The 14601-nt window shown below is 71.4% G+C and carries 17 protein-coding genes; 9 read left to right on the top strand and 8 right to left on the bottom strand.

The features are described from left to right. Positions 1–25 precede the first annotated feature (25 nt). On the top strand, positions 26–1228 hold the full coding sequence (locus AC0L6F_RS11600; protein ID WP_473538012.1) for a mechanosensitive ion channel family protein: 1203 nt from the start codon (positions 26–28) through the stop codon (positions 1226–1228). A gap of 3 nt (positions 1229–1231) precedes the next feature. On the opposite strand, the gene AC0L6F_RS11595 is transcribed toward AC0L6F_RS11600, so the two are convergent. From AC0L6F_RS11595 to AC0L6F_RS11575, 5 genes are read right to left on the bottom strand one after another with little or no spacing between them, the layout of a single operon-like run. Next, positions 1232–2110, bottom strand: coding sequence for an alpha/beta fold hydrolase (locus tag AC0L6F_RS11595; protein ID WP_473538011.1), 879 nt, complete (start codon positions 2108–2110; stop codon positions 1232–1234). Positions 2111–2135: 25 nt separating this feature from the next. After that, positions 2136–3116, bottom strand: coding sequence for an SRPBCC family protein (locus tag AC0L6F_RS11590; RefSeq protein WP_473538010.1), 981 nt, complete (start codon positions 3114–3116; stop codon positions 2136–2138). 31 nt (positions 3117–3147) lie between these two features. Next, a complete protein-coding gene (locus AC0L6F_RS11585; RefSeq protein WP_473538009.1) occupies positions 3148–3492 on the bottom strand; it encodes an ArsR/SmtB family transcription factor in 345 nt (114 codons plus the stop codon). 52 nt (positions 3493–3544) lie between these two features. Beyond that, positions 3545–4126 (bottom strand): carboxymuconolactone decarboxylase family protein, encoded by a 582-nt coding sequence (locus AC0L6F_RS11580; RefSeq protein WP_473538008.1) that lies wholly within the window; start codon positions 4124–4126, stop codon positions 3545–3547. Further along, a complete protein-coding gene (locus tag AC0L6F_RS11575) occupies positions 4113–4436 on the bottom strand; it encodes a hypothetical protein (RefSeq protein WP_473538007.1) in 324 nt (107 codons plus the stop codon). Before AC0L6F_RS11575 ends, AC0L6F_RS11580 begins: the two co-directional genes overlap by 14 nt. Positions 4437–4523: 87 nt before the next feature. On the opposite strand from AC0L6F_RS11575, the gene AC0L6F_RS11570 reads away from it, so the two are divergent. The 4 genes from AC0L6F_RS11570 to vapC are packed head-to-tail and all read left to right on the top strand — an operon-like array spanning position 4524 to position 6856. Beyond that, on the top strand, positions 4524–5795 hold the full coding sequence (locus AC0L6F_RS11570; protein WP_473538006.1) for a SufS family cysteine desulfurase: 1272 nt from the start codon (positions 4524–4526) through the stop codon (positions 5793–5795). Beyond that, the gene (gene sufU, locus AC0L6F_RS11565) at positions 5792–6235 is read left to right on the top strand and encodes a Fe-S cluster assembly sulfur transfer protein SufU (protein ID WP_473538005.1); all 444 of its coding nucleotides are present in this window, start codon (positions 5792–5794) and stop codon (positions 6233–6235) included. The genes AC0L6F_RS11570 and sufU overlap by 4 nt, the downstream gene beginning before the upstream one ends. A gap of 23 nt (positions 6236–6258) precedes the next feature. After that, positions 6259–6462 carry a type II toxin-antitoxin system VapB family antitoxin gene (locus tag AC0L6F_RS11560; protein WP_473538004.1) on the top strand — a complete coding sequence of 68 codons (204 nt, stop codon included), beginning with the start codon at positions 6259–6261 and terminating at the stop codon, positions 6460–6462. A 1-nt stretch (position 6463) separates the two neighbouring features. After that, positions 6464–6856, top strand: a complete 393-nt coding sequence (gene vapC, locus AC0L6F_RS11555; protein WP_473538003.1) for a type II toxin-antitoxin system VapC family toxin — start codon at positions 6464–6466, stop codon at positions 6854–6856. A 16-nt stretch (positions 6857–6872) separates the two neighbouring features. Here the strand turns inward: vapC and AC0L6F_RS11550 are convergent, their stop codons facing one another. Beyond that, positions 6873–7811 (bottom strand): alpha/beta hydrolase, encoded by a 939-nt coding sequence (locus tag AC0L6F_RS11550; protein WP_473538002.1) that lies wholly within the window; start codon positions 7809–7811, stop codon positions 6873–6875. A 1-nt stretch (position 7812) separates the two neighbouring features. Beyond that, a complete protein-coding gene (locus AC0L6F_RS11545) occupies positions 7813–8370 on the bottom strand; it encodes a hypothetical protein (RefSeq protein WP_473538001.1) in 558 nt (185 codons plus the stop codon). A gap of 179 nt (positions 8371–8549) precedes the next feature. On the opposite strand from AC0L6F_RS11545, the gene AC0L6F_RS11540 reads away from it, so the two are divergent. From AC0L6F_RS11540 to AC0L6F_RS11525, 4 genes are all read left to right on the top strand, one after another. Continuing rightward, complete coding sequence (locus AC0L6F_RS11540; RefSeq protein ID WP_473538000.1) at positions 8550–10103, top strand: HNH endonuclease signature motif containing protein; 1554 nt, start codon at positions 8550–8552, stop codon at positions 10101–10103. 77 nt (positions 10104–10180) lie between these two features. Next, a complete protein-coding gene (gene purL, locus AC0L6F_RS11535; protein ID WP_473537999.1) occupies positions 10181–12523 on the top strand; it encodes a phosphoribosylformylglycinamidine synthase subunit PurL in 2343 nt (780 codons plus the stop codon). A 40-nt stretch (positions 12524–12563) separates the two neighbouring features. After that, positions 12564–12698 carry a hypothetical protein gene (locus tag AC0L6F_RS11530; RefSeq protein ID WP_259610904.1) on the top strand — a complete coding sequence of 45 codons (135 nt, stop codon included), beginning with the start codon at positions 12564–12566 and terminating at the stop codon, positions 12696–12698. 43 nt (positions 12699–12741) lie between these two features. Next, entirely contained in the window at positions 12742–13605 is an 864-nt protein-coding gene (locus tag AC0L6F_RS11525) for a hypothetical protein (RefSeq protein WP_473537998.1), read from the top strand. An 80-nt stretch (positions 13606–13685) separates the two neighbouring features. Here the strand turns inward: AC0L6F_RS11525 and AC0L6F_RS11520 are convergent, their stop codons facing one another. Beyond that, entirely contained in the window at positions 13686–14552 is an 867-nt protein-coding gene (locus AC0L6F_RS11520) for a carbohydrate kinase family protein (RefSeq protein ID WP_473537997.1), read from the bottom strand. Between the last annotated feature and the right edge of the window lie 49 nt (positions 14553–14601).

Below are 14601 nucleotides of genomic sequence, written 5' to 3'. Positions count from 1 at the left end.
GGCACCAGGCCTAGGGTGAGGGTCCATGGTCTCGTTCTGGAACCTCGCCCCTGCCCTGAACGCCCTGATCCTGCTGGTGATCGCCGCGGTGATCGTGATCGCCGCGGCCTATGTTCTCGGTCGCGTGCTCGGCGCCCTCGCCCGGCGCCGGCCGTGGCTGGACCTTCTCCGCCGCCGCACCCGTGTGCCGTTCCTGGTGGTCCTCTCGGTGATCCTGGCCTGGATCGCCCTGGCGGCGACCCTGCCCCTGACCGACCCCGGCGCCGTGCTGATGCGGCACGTGTTCGTCGTGCTCCTCGTGCTGTCGGCGGTGTGGGCGATCGGGTCGGTGCTCATGTTCGCGGCCGACATCGGCCTGTCGCACTACGCCACCGACGGCTCGGACGGATGGCAGGCGCGGCGCGCCCGCACCCAGGTGGTGGTGGTGCGTCGCCTGATCGGCGCGGCCACGGTGGTCATCGGCGTCGGCGCCGCGCTGCTGACGATCCCGCAGATCGCCGCACTCGGAACGACCCTGCTGGCGTCGGCCGGATTCCTGTCGGTGGTGGCCGGCCTTGCCGCCCAGTCCACGCTGGGAAACCTGTTCGCCGGCATGCAGCTGGCCTTCAGCGGGGCGGTGCGGCTGGAGGATGTCGTCGTGGTCAACGGCGAGTGGGGCTACATCGAAGAGATCACCCTCACCTATGTCGTGGTGCGGATCTGGGACGAGCGCCGGCTCGTCCTGCCCTCCACCTACTTCACCCAGCAGCCGTACGAGAACTGGACGCGCGAGTCGACCGCCGTGCTGGGCACGGTCTTCTTCGACCTCGATTGGGGCGTCGACATCCCGCGCATGCGCGCGCAGCTGGACCGCGTGCTCGATGAGAGCGGGCTGTGGGACGGAGCGGCCTCGTCGCTGCGCGTGACCGACACGGTCGGCGGGTATGTCCAGGTGCGGGCGCTGGTCAGCGCCGATGATGCGTTCAAGATGTTCGATCTGACGCGGACGGTGCGCGAAGAGATGCTGCTGTGGCTGCAGCACGAGAACCCCGAGGGCCTGCCGCGCACCCGCATCCAGACGATCCAGCGGGACGGCGAGCAGCTTCCGCGCACGCACCGGGCGCCGGTGGGCGGCGCTGCGACGGAGGATGCCGCGGACCACCGCTCGCGCGGGGATGAGACCCGGCCCATCCCGGTGATCGCGGACGCCGACGCGGATGAGGCATCCGCCGCCGACGCCCGCGACTGACGATCAGCCGAGCACCTCGCGGAGCCGGGCGGCGAACCCCGCCGGGTCGCCGGGCATGCCCGGCTGATCGGTGAAGCCCGCATGGTGGCTGGGCACGTCCGTCACGCCGATCCCGACGGCGGCGGCGACGGCACGTCCGGCGCGTGCCGGCATCGTCTGGCCCGACTCGACGCCCACCGCGATGACCAGCCGGTCGCCGAGGGCCCGCAGGGCGTCGAGGTCGGGACGGTGATCGAGGATGTCCGGCATGTTGCGGAACAGCGGGTTCGTGCGGGTGCGGTCATCGACCGCCGACATGCCGAACATGGCGGGGTCCGGTTCAGGCCGCTGGAGGTAGTCGTCCGGAACGGTTCCGTCCAGCATCACGAATTGGATGAACTTCGCCATGGCCGGGCCGTCGCCGCGCTCGGCGTACGTGCGCTTCAGGTCGTCGACCACGGCGTGCACCGCGCGCTCGTCCGGCAGCAGCGCGGCGGTGGCCGGCTCGTGGGCCACCGCGTAGCGCACGTCCTCCGGGTGCGCGGCGACGAGGGCGAGCAGGTTCACGCCCCCGCCGCTGGTGCCGAAGGCGTCCACGGCGCCGACGCCGAGCGCCGAGATGACCCGGTGCAGGTCGTCGGCGTGCCGGTCGACGGTGATGTCGGCGGTGCCGAGCGGATTGCGCCCCGTGCCGCGCGGGTCGTAGGTCACCACCGGACGGTCGGTGAAGTGACCGGCCAGCAGGCCGAATCCGGTGGCGTCCATCGGAGCGCCGAAGAGGAACAGCACGGGGCGTTCCGGAGTCGCCGTGGCGAGGTCGCCGAGGATGTCGTAGGTGATGGCATCGTCGCCCTCGCCGACCAGCTGGGTGGTCACGGGGCGCGCCGCGTTGTCGTCGGTCATGCGGATTCCTCTCGGTCGTGCCGGGTCACGCCGGCAGCAGTTCGCGCTCGAGGCGCCGGTAGCTGGTCTCCATGCCGTCGACCATGCCCGTGGCCAGGACGATGTCGCGGGTCGCGGCATCCGGGTACTCGATGAGCAGGGTCAGGAGCGTCGCACCGTCCTCCTCGTAGAGCTGCAGGTCGTTGACGGTGGCCGGGTAGTCGGTGCCGGTCATGTGCTCGGTGGTCACCGCGCGGCGCGGCGCGTCCGAGACGAGCGTCTCGCCGTCGAAGCCGAACGCCTCACCCTCGGTGCCGGTTTCGGGCTCCCACGCGTACCGGTAGGTGCCGCCCGGGGCGGAGTCCACCTCGCACACCGTCATCCGCCATCCGTCCGGACCGAGCAGCCACTGCTTCAGCAGCTCGGGGTCGTGGTGCGCACGCCAGACGAGCTCGCGCGGGCCCTCGATCAGCCGGGTGATGCGCACGTGCTGGTCGTCCAGCACCTCGAGCCGGGTGCCCTTGCCGGCGGCGTAGTCGCGCAGGTCCTGCAGCACGGCGTCCAGCTGGTCCATGGCCATCCGGGTGCCCTCGACCATGCCCATGCCGACGGCCTTCTCGAGGTCGTCGACCGAGTGGAAGTACGTCGCCCCGTTCAGGCGCGTGCCGGTCGAGGTCGGCTCGAACGCGAACACCATCCGCATCGCCGGCATCGCGTCGTCCAGCTCGCCGTTCTCGTCGGCGAAGCCGTCCAGCACCTCGAACGAGCGGGGCGCGTCGATGGTGAGGAACTCCCAGCGACCGCGGGAGGTCTCACCGCGGGGACCGGTCATCCGGTACTGCGCGAGGCCGCCGGGCGCGAACTCGAACCCGGTGAAGGTGGCGGGCCACCCGGGGGGACCCCAGAACCGTTCGAGCTGGCGGGGATCGGTGAAGACGCTCCACACGCGCTCGGGCGGGGCGGCGAAATCGGCGACGATGTTCATCGTCAGCTTCTCGGGATCGCTGGTGATGTCGATGACGGGCATGATCTCTCCTTGTGTGACGGATGCTGTGCGGTCATTCCTCGGGATCCTCGGCCAGCAGCGCGTCGATGCGATCGATGCGGTGCCGCCACAGGTCCTGGTAGCGCTCGAGCAGCTGCTGCGCCCGGGCGATCATCTCGGGATCGGTGCGCACGAGACGCTCCCTTCCCTCGGCCCGCTTGACGATCAGGCGGGCGGCTTCGAGCACGGCGACGTGCTTCTGCACCGCCGCGAACGACATGTCGTAGTCGGCGGCAAGCGTCGACACCGACTGCTCCGCGGCGATCGTGCGGCGCAGGATGTCGCGCCGCGTCGCGTCGGCGAGGGCCCGGAAGATCCGGTCCACCTCGTCGTCGCTGAGTCCAGTTCGTGCAACCATTTGGTTGTACGTTATACCCGCTCCCGGTGCCCGTCAACCCTTCGCTGCAGAATCAGGCGTACCCGTGGCCCAGCAGGCGCTTCGACGCCTTCGCGAAGTCGTCGGCGCTCGGGATGTCGAAGTCGAGCGCGTTCGCGTAGCGGGTGATCACGTGGAACACGGCGGCGACGGCGGCCGCGTCCTCCAGCTGCTGCGGGCTCACGCCCGCGGCGAAGGCGGCGCGGGCGTCGGCCGCGTCGACCCCGTCCGGGTCGCGGGTCAGCTTCTCCAGGAACAACAGCGCCGCCCGCAGCTGCGGCGAGAGCGGTGCCGCCCGGTAGTCGTCCAGCGCCCGCGCGACCACGTCGGCGTCCATGCCGTGCACGGCCACCGCGCTGTGCGCCCCGACGCAGAACGGGCACGAGTTCCAGGTCGCGACCAGCGCAGCCATCAGCTCCCGCTCGGCCACCGACCAGTCGCTCTCGCCGCGCATCGCCGCCTGCGTCCACGCGTTCAGCGCCGGTCCGACGTAGTCGGGGTGGTACATGGCCACCCGCGCGGCGTCGGGCAGCCGCATCCCCGAGACGGCGGAGACGAACCGGAACAGCAGCCGGGTCTTCAGCCGGTCGCCGTGCTCGACCTCATCCAGGCGCATCGCCGGCCTCCGCGATCGCGCGGACCGCGGCATCCCACCGCTGCGCACCCGCACCGGATGCTGCCGCCAGGATCACCTCGAAAGCCGCGCTGTCGCCGCCGGCGGCGGCGCGCACCGCCGAGACGTCCGCATCGGTGACCCGAGACGACTCCTCGCGGACCCGCTCGACGAGCGTGCGGTACGGCGGGCCCAGCGCCGACAGATCGCCGGCGAATGCCGCGGCACGCACGCCGAGGTCGCTGGTCCCCGCACCCCGCACCGCCGCTTCGAGCCGACGGCGGAGGGCGGCGTGCCCCTCGTACTCGCCCATGCCGGCAGGGTAGCCCGCTGTACGGCCGCTCACCAGACCCGACACGTCCCACCCTCGGCCAGGTCTGCGACGCGTAGCCTGGAAGATGTGATCCCCCTCGCCGAGACCGGCGCGCTCGACGTCGCCGCCGTCCGCGCCGACTTCCCGATCCTGGCCGAGACGATCGGCGGCGCACCGCTGGTCTACCTCGACTCCGCCGCGACGAGCCAGAAGCCGCGCGCGGTGCTGGACGCCGAACGCGACTTCCTCGCGCACGGCAACGCGGCCGTCCACCGCGGAGCGCACACGCTGGCCGCCGGGGCCACGGAGCTGTTCGAGGATGCCCGAGCCACCGTGGCCGCGTTCGTCGGCGCCGCCGGCGAGAACCTGGTGTGGACCTCGGGCGCGACGGCCGCCCTCAACCTCGTGGCGGCCGCGATCGGCAATGCGAGCATCGACGGGTCACGGTATGGGCTCGCCGCGGGTGACGAGATCGTCGTGACCGAGGCCGAGCACCACGCGAACCTCATCCCGTGGCAGCAGCTGGCCGCCCGCACCGGCGCAGTGCTGCGTCACATCCCGGTCCGCGAGGACGGCACGCTCGACCTCGATTCGGCCGGCCGGCTGATCGGCGAGCGCACCCGCGTCGTCGCCTTCGCGCACGTCTCGAACGTGCTGGGCGTCGTCAACCCGGTCGCCGAGCTCGTCGCGCTGGCTCACGCCGTCGGCGCCCTCACCGTCCTCGATGCCTGCCAGTCGGCCCCGCACCTGCCCCTCGACCTGCCGGCGCTCGGCGTCGACCTCGCCGCGTTCTCGGGCCACAAGATGCTCGGCCCGTACGGCATCGGGGCGCTCTACGGCCGCAGCGAGGTGCTCGACGCGCTGCCGGCGGTGCTCACCGGCGGCTCGATGGTCACGACGGTCACTCTCGATCGCGCCGAGTTCCTGCCCGCGCCGCAGAAGTTCGAGGCGGGCACCCAGCCGGTGTCGCAGGCCATCGCCCTGGCCGCCGCCGTGCGATACCTCGACGCGCTCGGCATGCACGCCGTGCACGCGCACGAGCAGATGCTCGAACGGCGTATGCGCGACGGGCTGCGCCGGATCGACGGCATCCGACTGCTGGGGGATGCCGCGGCCGACCGCGTCGCGCTGTGCGCATTCGAGGTGGCCGGGGTGCATGCGCACGACGTGGGCCAGGTGCTCGATGACCGGGGCATCGCGGTGCGCGTCGGCCACCATTGCGCGCAGCCGCTGCACCGCCGGTTCGGGGTGACCGCGACCGTCCGGGCGAGCGCGTCGGTCTTCACCACCGCGGACGAGATCGACGCGTTCCTGGACGCCGTCTCGGGCGTGCGGGCGTTCTTCGGGGTGTCGCGATGAGCGGGCTCGAGTCGCTGTATCAGGACCTGATCCTGGACCATTCGCGCACCCCGCACGGCTTCGGGCTGAGCGCCGACGAGCACGCGGCGACCTCGCATCAGCGCAATCCCGTGTGCGGCGACGAGGTCACGCTGCGCGTGCGCGTGGACGGGGACGTGGTGCGCGACGTCACCTGGGAGGGCTCGGGCTGCTCGATCTCGCAGGCGTCCGCGTCGATGCTCGCGGTGCTGGTGGACGACGCCGACGGGATGTCTCGGGCCGAGGCATCCGCCCTCATCGCATCGTTCCGCGAGGCACTGCGCTCACGCGGCGAGACTCCGCTGGATGAGGAGCGGTTCGGGGATGCTGCGGCTCTGTCGGGCGTCTCGAAGTACACCGCCCGGGTCAAGTGCGCGATGCTCGCCTGGGTCGCGCTGGAGGACGCCCTCTCGCGCGCCTGAACGGCGAGGTGTATCGTTGGTGTATGACACGCACCAACATCGACCTGGACGACTCTGCCGTGGAGTCCGTGATGCGTCGGTTCGCGTTCTCGTCCAAGCGGGATGCCGTCAACTATGCGCTGCGCGCCCTCGCCGCCGATCCGCTGGACGTCGACCAGGCGCTGGCCTTGCGGGGGTCGGGGTGGGAAGGCGATCTCGACGCGCTCCGCGAGAACCGGGCATCCTGAGGTGCTGGTCGACTCGTCCGCCTGGATCGAGTATCTGCGCGCGACAGGTTCGCCCGCGGATGCTGCCGTCGAACGGCTGATCCGCGAACAGGCTCCGCTGAAGACCTGTGAGCCGGTGATGATGGAACTGCTCGCCGGCGCGCGCTCGGACACCCACACACGCCAACTGGAGCGACTGCTCGCGCGCGCGACCCTGCTGCCGACCCAGCCGACGGATTGGGTCGACGCCGCGCGCATCTATCGCATGGGACGTCGCCAGGGGGTGACGGTCCGCAGACTCGTCGACTGCCTCATCGCGGCCATCGCCCTGCGCAACGACGAATCGATCCTGCACCACGACGTCGATTTCGAGGCCATTGCTCGCGTGACCTCGCTGACCGTCGCGCGCGACTGACCGCGGCTGCTCGCGCTCAGGGCAGGTCGTCGACGAAGCGCACGGCGGCCGCGGAGATCTGCGCACGGGCATCGTCCGCGCTGATCGTCGGCGTTCCGTCGCCGGCCTGCGGGCCGTAGGAGCCGAACTGCGCGTGCGACGCGCCGTCGATCTGCACGAACTCGGCGCCGGCGGGCAGGTTCGCCCGCGACGCGTCGACCTTCTCCGGAGTGGACAGGCCGTCCTTCGACCCCGAGATCGACAGCACCGGCACGGTCAGCGACCCGCTGATGTCGTTCGCCGGGTAGGACGCGAAGAACATGAGCCCGACCGCGGGGTGCGTCGCCGCGGCATCCGCCTCATCCGCCTCGATGGCCGCCACCGTGCCGCCGAGAGAGTGGCCGGCCACGACCCAGCCCGTGACCTCGGCGAAGCGCGGACGCGTGGCGTCGAGCGCGCCGATGGCGAGGAACGCGATGCCCAGCGGCTGCTTCGGGATGACGACCGTGTGCCCGGCCTCGGCCAGCGGACGCAATACGGCGGCGTATGCCCGCGCATCGACGAAGGCGCCGGGCTGGAAGAGCACGCCGACGTCGTCGACCTCGCCGGTCGGGGTCATCACGATCTCGGTGGCCGACTCGGCGACGGTGACCGCGGCATCCGACCGCATGGCCTCCAAGGCCGGTTCGACGGCCGTGTGCGGGCGCATCCACACCGTGAGGGCGAGCCAGCCGACGCCCAGTGCGATCGCGACGATGCGCAGGGTGAGACGCGCGGTCCCCGGGCGCCGGCCGCGAAGACCGACCACCCCGGTCAGGACCGACGCCACAACCGTGACGGCCAGCAGCACGGCGTAGGCGGGGTGTCCGTGCACGACGCCGCCCCACTGCGTGACGCACACCCAGACCACCACCAGCACCCCGACGCCGCCGAGCGCGACCAGCGTCCAGCTGAGGGGGTCGCGAGAGCGCGACATCCTATGCCGCCGTCAGGGCGCTGCGCCCGGCGACCAGGCACCACGCGCCGATCGCGAGGAATATGGGCGCGCCGATCAGCCCGCACCAGAAGCTCGGGGCGGCGAAATCGCGCGGCAGGAATGCGGCCACGATCGCGAGGGCGGTCAGCAGTCCGCCGGCCAGGTGCAGCACGGGCTGGCCGAACACGACGGCGAGCGCGAAGAAGTGGATGCCGACGATCGCCAGGATCAGCGGGGCGACCAGATCCGACCGACCCGCCCGGATGACGACGAACGCGAGCACGCCGGCGATGACGAACTCGGCCCAGAACACGATGATGTAGATGACGAACGCACGGGTGTGCGGGTCGATCGCCGTCCCGGCGCCCCAGTTCTTGATCGCGAGCGGGATGCTGAGGGCCGCCAGGGCGACGCCGAGCAGCGAGAGCGCGCCCAGCACGACGCGCCATCCCGTCTGGGCAGGCGGACTCTCCTGCGCCCACCCGGCCCACATGAAAGCCGCGACGCCGAAGATGGCGCCGATCATGACGAGGTCGCGCGGATGGCCGAAGTCGAGCATGATGCCCCTTCCGATGTCTGCGCCTCACCCTAGCTGTGGCGCCCTCTCGCCGGCCAGGGGCGGCAGCGGGGGCGAGGGGCGCTCGTTCCGTCGGTTCTCCACAGATTGGACAATCCGTCGGCTGTCCACAGATTGGGCGATTTTACTTCGGATGTCGGGAGCCAGTGTCAGGATGAAGTATGTCATTTTCATCCGAGCTTCGGGAGGCGGCAGACGCCCTCGCTTCCCGCCCTGAGCTCGGTGCGGCCACGCCGGATCTGCCCCGCGCGCTGCGCCACATCGATGGCGATGACCTCGTGCGGCTGCTGCGGGACGCCGCGACCCTCACCCGCGCCGTCGAGAAGGTCCGCGTGATCGGCGCCGGCATCCTGGCCGAGCGATCGGCGCGCGATATGGGGCAGTCGGGGCTTGCCGCGAAGCACGGCCATCGCACCCCGGTCGAATTCGTGCAGTCGATCGGCGGCGTCACCCGGGCCGAGGCGCGGCGGGACGTCACGCTGGGCGCGTCACTGCTGGATGGCCCTGGGGATGAACCCGGCGACGGCACGGGTGCCGGCATCGACGCGCCCGCGCCGCCCGACGCTGACAGGCCGCAGGACTGGCGCGCCCCGCTGCGCGCGGCGCTGCTGAACGGCACCCTCTCGACCGCGCAGCATGAGGCCATCCAGCGTGGGCTCGGGGATCCGCCGGAAGATCGCGACGAGGGCGAGGCGGCCGAGGTGTGGCGCATCGCGGCCGAGCAGCTGACGGTCGAGGCGGCAGCGATGCCGGTCGAAGAGCTTGCGCGACGCGCTCGACAGGTGCGGGACGTGCTGGATGCCGCAGGAGCCGAGAAGAGATTCGCGCAGCGGTTCGAGCGCCGGTCGTATCGCAGCTGGACCGACCAGGACGGTCTGCACCACGGCCATATCGTGTACGACGACGAGATGGCGGCGTGGGTGCGCTCGATCACAGCGGCGGGACTGCGGCCGCGCCGCGGTGGACCGCGCTTCCAGACTGACGAAGAGCGGGCCGCCGAGCAGAGCCTCATCGACGATCCGCGCACGAACGAACAGCTCGAGTACGACCTGCTCATGCAGGTGCTGCGCGCCGGCGCGCTCGCGACTGCAGCCGAGGTGTTCGGCGCGCGCCAGCCCGGCGTGCGGATGGTGACGATCGTAGATTCCGCCGGCCCGCGCGACGCGTTCGGGCGCGCGCTGATGACCGGGCACCTCGAGGACGGCGGCGATCCGCTGCCGGGTTCGGTCATCGCGCGATCCTTGTGCGAGACCGGAGCAGTGCCGGTCACCGTCGATTCGTGCGGCAACCCCCTCGACGTCGGTCGAGAGCAGCGTCTGTTCACCGCGAAGCAACGGATCGCGCTGGCGATACGAGATGGCGGATGCCTGTGGCCCGGGTGCGTCGTGCCCGCGTGGTACTGCGAGGCGCACCACTGCGACCACTGGTCCGCCGACCATGGGTCCACCGACATCGACCGGGGCATCCTCCTCTGTCGATTCCATCATCTGCTGCTCCATAACGCCGGCTGGCACATTCGGCGCGGCGGCCACGGGCCATTCCTCCTGCACCGGCCGGACGGTGGTCCTCCGATCCCGGTCATCTCCCGTTCGCCGCTGCGGTGGGCGTGGGATCCACCACCCGACCGCGGCGATTGGCGTCAAGATCACGGGGGGCAGGAAGACCGACCGGTCGGAGTGCCGACTCCCGGCAGAGCTCGTGGTGCCCCGAACTAGACTGGGCACGCGGTCCCCTGTCGGCCGCCCGACACCGCCGGCTACCGCCCGGCATCCCGAACTTGGAGCTCAGTCGCGTGACCAACCCCACCGCTCAGGCACCAGCATCCGTCACCGCCAGCTCCGTGGCAGACACCGTTGAGAACGCGGCCGCGACCCCGGAGCGGGAGCAGCCGTACGGCGCCCTCGGTCTGAAGGACGACGAGTACGCGCAGATCCGCGAGATCCTCGGCCGGCGTCCCACCAGCGGCGAGCTGGCCATGTACTCGGTGATGTGGAGCGAGCACTGCTCGTACAAGTCGAGCAAGATCTACCTCAAGCGGTTCGGCCAGAAGGTCACCGACGAGATGCGCGAGCGGCTCATGGTCGGCATGGGTCAGAACGCCGGTGTGGTCGACATCGGCCAGGGCTGGGCGGTCACCTTCAAGGTGGAGAGCCACAACCACCCCAGCTACATCGAGCCGTTCCAGGGCGCCGCCACCGGCGTCGGCGGGATCGTGCGCGACATCATCTCGATGGGGGCCCGCCCGGTCGCGGTGATGGACCAGCTGCGTTTCGGCGCCATCGACCACCCCGACACCGCGCGCGTGGTGCACGGCGTGGTGTCGGGCATCTCGTTCTACGGCAACTGCCTGGGCCTGCCCAACATCGGCGGCGAGACGGTGTTCGACCCGGTGTACCAGGGCAACCCGCTGGTGAACGCCCTGGCCGTCGGGGTGCTGCGCCACGAAGACCTGAAGCTGGCCAATGCGTCCGGCACCGGCAACAAGGTCGTGCTGTTCGGCGCCCGCACCGGCGGTGACGGCATCGGCGGAGCATCCATCCTCGCCTCCGACACGTTCGCCGCCGGCGGGCCGACCAAGCGTCCGGCCGTGCAGGTGGGCGACCCGTTCGCCGAGAAGGTGCTCATCGAGTGCTGCCTCGAGCTGTACCGGGGCGAGCTGGTCGAGGCGATCCAGGACCTGGGCGCCGCCGGCATCTCGTGCGCGACCTCCGAGCTGGCCGCCAACGGCGGCTCGGGCATGCGCGTGGATCTGGAGAACGTGCTGCTGCGCGACCCCTCGCTCACGCCCGAAGAGATCCTCATGAGCGAGAGCCAGGAGCGCATGATGGCCATCGTCACGCCGGACAAGCTCGACGCCTTCCTCGCGGTGACCGGAAAGTGGGATGTCGAGACCAGCGTGCTCGGCGAGGTTACCGGCGACGGCCGCCTGAAGATCTACTGGCACGGCGAGCAGATCGTGGATGTCGACCCGTCGACGGTGGCCGTCGACGGCCCGGTGTACGAGCGCCCCGTCGCCTACCCCGCGTGGCTGGACGCGCTGCAGCAGGACCCGGCGGCCGCGCTGCCGCGGTCTGCCGATCCCGACATCCTGCGCTCGCAGTTCCTGCAGCTGGTGGCCGGCCCCAACCAGGCCGACACGTCCTGGATCACGAACCAGTACGACTACTACGTCGGCGGCAACACGGCGCTGGCGTTCCCCGATGACGCGGGCATGATCCGCGTCGACGAGAACTCGGGCCTCGGCTTCGCGATCGCCACCGACGCGAACGGCCGATACTGCCAGCTCGACCCGTATCAGGGCGCCAAACTCGCCCTCGCCGAGGCGTACCGCAACGTCGCCGTCACCGGCGCGACCCCGGCGGCGGTCACCGACTGCCTCAACTTCGGCAGCCCGGAGAACCCCGAGGTCATGTGGCAGTTCAGCCAGGCCGTCGACGGCCTCGCCGACGGATGTCTCGAGCTCGGCATCCCCGTCACCGGCGGCAACGTCAGCTTCTACAACCAGACCGGCGAGGTCCCGATCCACCCCACGCCGGTCGTGGGCGTGATGGGCATCATCGACGACGTCGCCCACCGCATCCCGTCCGGCTGGCAGGACGAGGGCGAGAACATCTACCTGCTGGGCGTGACCGCCACCGAGCTGAGCGGATCGGCCTGGGCGGCCACCGTGCACCAGCACCTCGGGGGGCGGCCGCCGGCCGTCGACCTCGAGGCCGAGAAGCGCCTCGCGCACCTGCTGCGCGCCGCCAACGACCAGAACCTGATCTCCAGCGCGCACGATCTGTCCGAGGGCGGGCTGGCCCAGACGCTGGCCGACGGTGTGCTGCGGTTCGGCGTCGGCGCCCGGGTGTGGCTCGACGAGATCATCGACCGCGACGGGGTGGATGCCGCATCCGCCCTGTTCGCCGAGTCGACCGGCCGCGTCATCGTGTCCGTGCCGCGCGAAGAGGACGTCAAGTTCCGCGGGCTGTGCCAGGGCCGCGGCTACCCGGTGCTGCGCATCGGCGTGACCGATCAGGCTGGTGCCGACGCCGCACTCGAGGTGCAGGGAGTGTTCACCGTCCCGGTCGACGAGCTGCGCGCGACATCCGCCGCCACCCTGCCGGCGGCCTTCGGACCGACCATCGCGGAGTGATCACCGGGCGGCGTCCGCGCCTGCCCCTAGACTTGAACGCATGTCGAGCGATGAGGACTACGGGCCCCTGAACGAGCGGCGCCAGCGTCGCATCAAGGTGATCGCCTGGGTCGTCATCGTCGCGCTCATCCTCGTGGCCGGCGGTGCCACCGTCCTCGCGCTGCTGTTCGGCTGACCTCGGGCCGAGCGCCCACCGCCGTCATGGGTACCATGGCAGGGTGGATGACTTCTGGCAGTTCGCCGGCAGCTACTGGTGGCTGATCTTCCCGCTGATGGGCGTCCTCGGGGGCGCCGGCAAGGCGTGGGAGCGCAACGCGCGCAGCCGGCACGAGCGGCGACTGGAGATCCTGCACGCGAAGGCCGAGATCACCTCGGCCAAGGCGGCGGCCCGGGGGCCGGGCCGGGGGACGGGCCGGGCGGTCGCGGCATCCCCCGCTCCCATCGAGCAGTCGCACGCCGAGCAGCTCACCCAGCTGTTCCGCGCACACGACGCCGTGACCAAGCGCTGGCTGGACTACGAGCTGGATGTCGCGAAGCTGATCGCGTTCCCCGCGATGAGCGACGGACGCCAGCCGCTGACTGCGGCGTTCCTGCGGGCGAAGAAGGTCGCGGACCGGTTGCGCCCGGACTCGGAGAAGGCCCGGGTGACGAAGGAGCAGCTGGACGAGTACCGCAACGCGGTGACCGACTTCGAGGTGGCGTTCGACGTCGCCGAACAGGATGCCCGCCGACTCCGGGACTCGTCGTTCACCGAGCCCGAGCGCAAGCGCCTCGACACGGCGAAGCAGCTGCTGACCGTCGCCATCGACCAGGCGGCGACCCCCGCCGAGCGCCAGGTCGCGTACAAGCGGGTGCGCGAAGAGCTCGACGGACTCATCTCGCTGTCGGACGGCGCGATCGAGGTGCTCGAGAAGAAGGTGGCGCTGGCCCTGCCGCCGGGTGCCACGCTTCCGCCGCCCGCCGCGGAGACGCCTGCCGCGACGCCTGCCGCGACCACCCCCGGTGCGACCCCGACGCCGGGCGCCGCAGATGCGCCCTGGCCGGTCCCCCGCCGCAGCGGCGCCCCAGACGGCCGCGCCTGACCATCAGCCAGTGGCCTGATCCAGCACGGGGCTCATCCAACACCGGGCTCATCCAACACGGGCCTCATCCAGGACCGCGCTCATGCAGTACCGCGCTCATCCAGGACGGGATGCAGGTGCTTGGTGGTGAGCACGGTCGCCGCATGCCGTGCGCCCGCGGCGAGCGCATCGGGCGTCTCGGCCCCGTCGAGCGTCGCGTCCAGCACGCCGACCAGGAACGCATCGCCGGCGCCGTTGACGTCGACCACCTCGACCGGGACGGCGGCGACACGGTGCTCGCGCCCGGCCGCATCCACCGCGACCGCGCCGTCCGCGCCCAGCGTGCACACCGCAAGCGACGCCCCGCGGTCGACCAGGGTACGCAGGAACGGCAGGGGGTCGCCGATGGCGTCCGCGTTCATGAACACGGCGTCGGCTGCCGCGACGAACGGCCGCGCGAACTCCGCGGTGCCGTCGTAGTCGTGCACATCGGTCCAGATCGGGCGACCGGTCCGCCGCGCCTCGGGGATGAGCCGGCGCGCCTCGGCCGCGAGATCGAGCACGATGGCTGCGGCATCCGCCATCGCGGCCGTGACGGCCGCGGCGGTCCGGGCACGGGATGCGGCGGAGGCCTCACCTGGTGCCGACAGGTACACCGAGACGCGCTCGCCCGCCGGCGTCATCAGGTTGAGGTGGCGCTCTGTGGCGTCGGCCGCCCCGGTGATGAGCTCGACGCCGGCACCGCGCAGGGCCTCCGCGATGCGGGCGGCCTCGGCATCCTCGCCCAGCAGCGTGTGCAGAACCGGCCGTCGACCCAGTGCCGCCAGCCCGAGCGCCTTGCCGGCCGACGTGCCGCCGACCGTCTCGTGCTCGGCGAGCGCGAACTGCATGTGCGGCACGGGGTCGGGCAGTCGGTCGAGGAGCACGATGCGGTTCCATGACGCGGGGCCCGCGATGAAGACTGTCACCGGTCCATCCTGCCGCCTCGGTCCGGCCGATCGGTGTCGCAACGGCAGG

It is taken from the genome of Microbacterium sp. G2-16M (assembly GCF_055809115.1).
Note: the sequence above shows the minus strand (reverse complement) of the source record. Positions and strands in the feature narration are given on the sequence as shown.

Bases quoted from the DNA above. Each gene is read 5' to 3' on its own strand.
- AC0L6F_RS11600 (WP_473538012.1), top strand. From the start codon at position 26: ATGGTCTCGTTCTGGAACCTCGCCCCTGCCCTGAACGCCCTGATCCTG.
- AC0L6F_RS11595 (WP_473538011.1), bottom strand. From the start codon at position 2,110: ATGACCGACGACAACGCGGCGCGCCCCGTGACCACCCAGCTGGTCGGC.
- AC0L6F_RS11590 (WP_473538010.1), bottom strand. From the start codon at position 3,116: ATGCCCGTCATCGACATCACCAGCGATCCCGAGAAGCTGACGATGAAC.
- AC0L6F_RS11585 (WP_473538009.1), bottom strand. From the start codon at position 3,492: ATGGTTGCACGAACTGGACTCAGCGACGACGAGGTGGACCGGATCTTC.
- AC0L6F_RS11580 (WP_473538008.1), bottom strand. From the start codon at position 4,126: ATGCGCCTGGATGAGGTCGAGCACGGCGACCGGCTGAAGACCCGGCTG.
- AC0L6F_RS11575 (WP_473538007.1), bottom strand. From the start codon at position 4,436: ATGGGCGAGTACGAGGGGCACGCCGCCCTCCGCCGTCGGCTCGAAGCG.
- sufU (WP_473538005.1), top strand. From the start codon at position 5,792: ATGAGCGGGCTCGAGTCGCTGTATCAGGACCTGATCCTGGACCATTCG.
- AC0L6F_RS11560 (WP_473538004.1), top strand. From the start codon at position 6,259: ATGACACGCACCAACATCGACCTGGACGACTCTGCCGTGGAGTCCGTG.
- AC0L6F_RS11550 (WP_473538002.1), bottom strand. From the start codon at position 7,811: ATGTCGCGCTCTCGCGACCCCCTCAGCTGGACGCTGGTCGCGCTCGGC.
- AC0L6F_RS11545 (WP_473538001.1), bottom strand. From the start codon at position 8,370: ATGCTCGACTTCGGCCATCCGCGCGACCTCGTCATGATCGGCGCCATC.
- AC0L6F_RS11540 (WP_473538000.1), top strand. From the start codon at position 8,550: ATGTCATTTTCATCCGAGCTTCGGGAGGCGGCAGACGCCCTCGCTTCC.
- AC0L6F_RS11530 (WP_259610904.1), top strand. From the start codon at position 12,564: ATGTCGAGCGATGAGGACTACGGGCCCCTGAACGAGCGGCGCCAGCGT.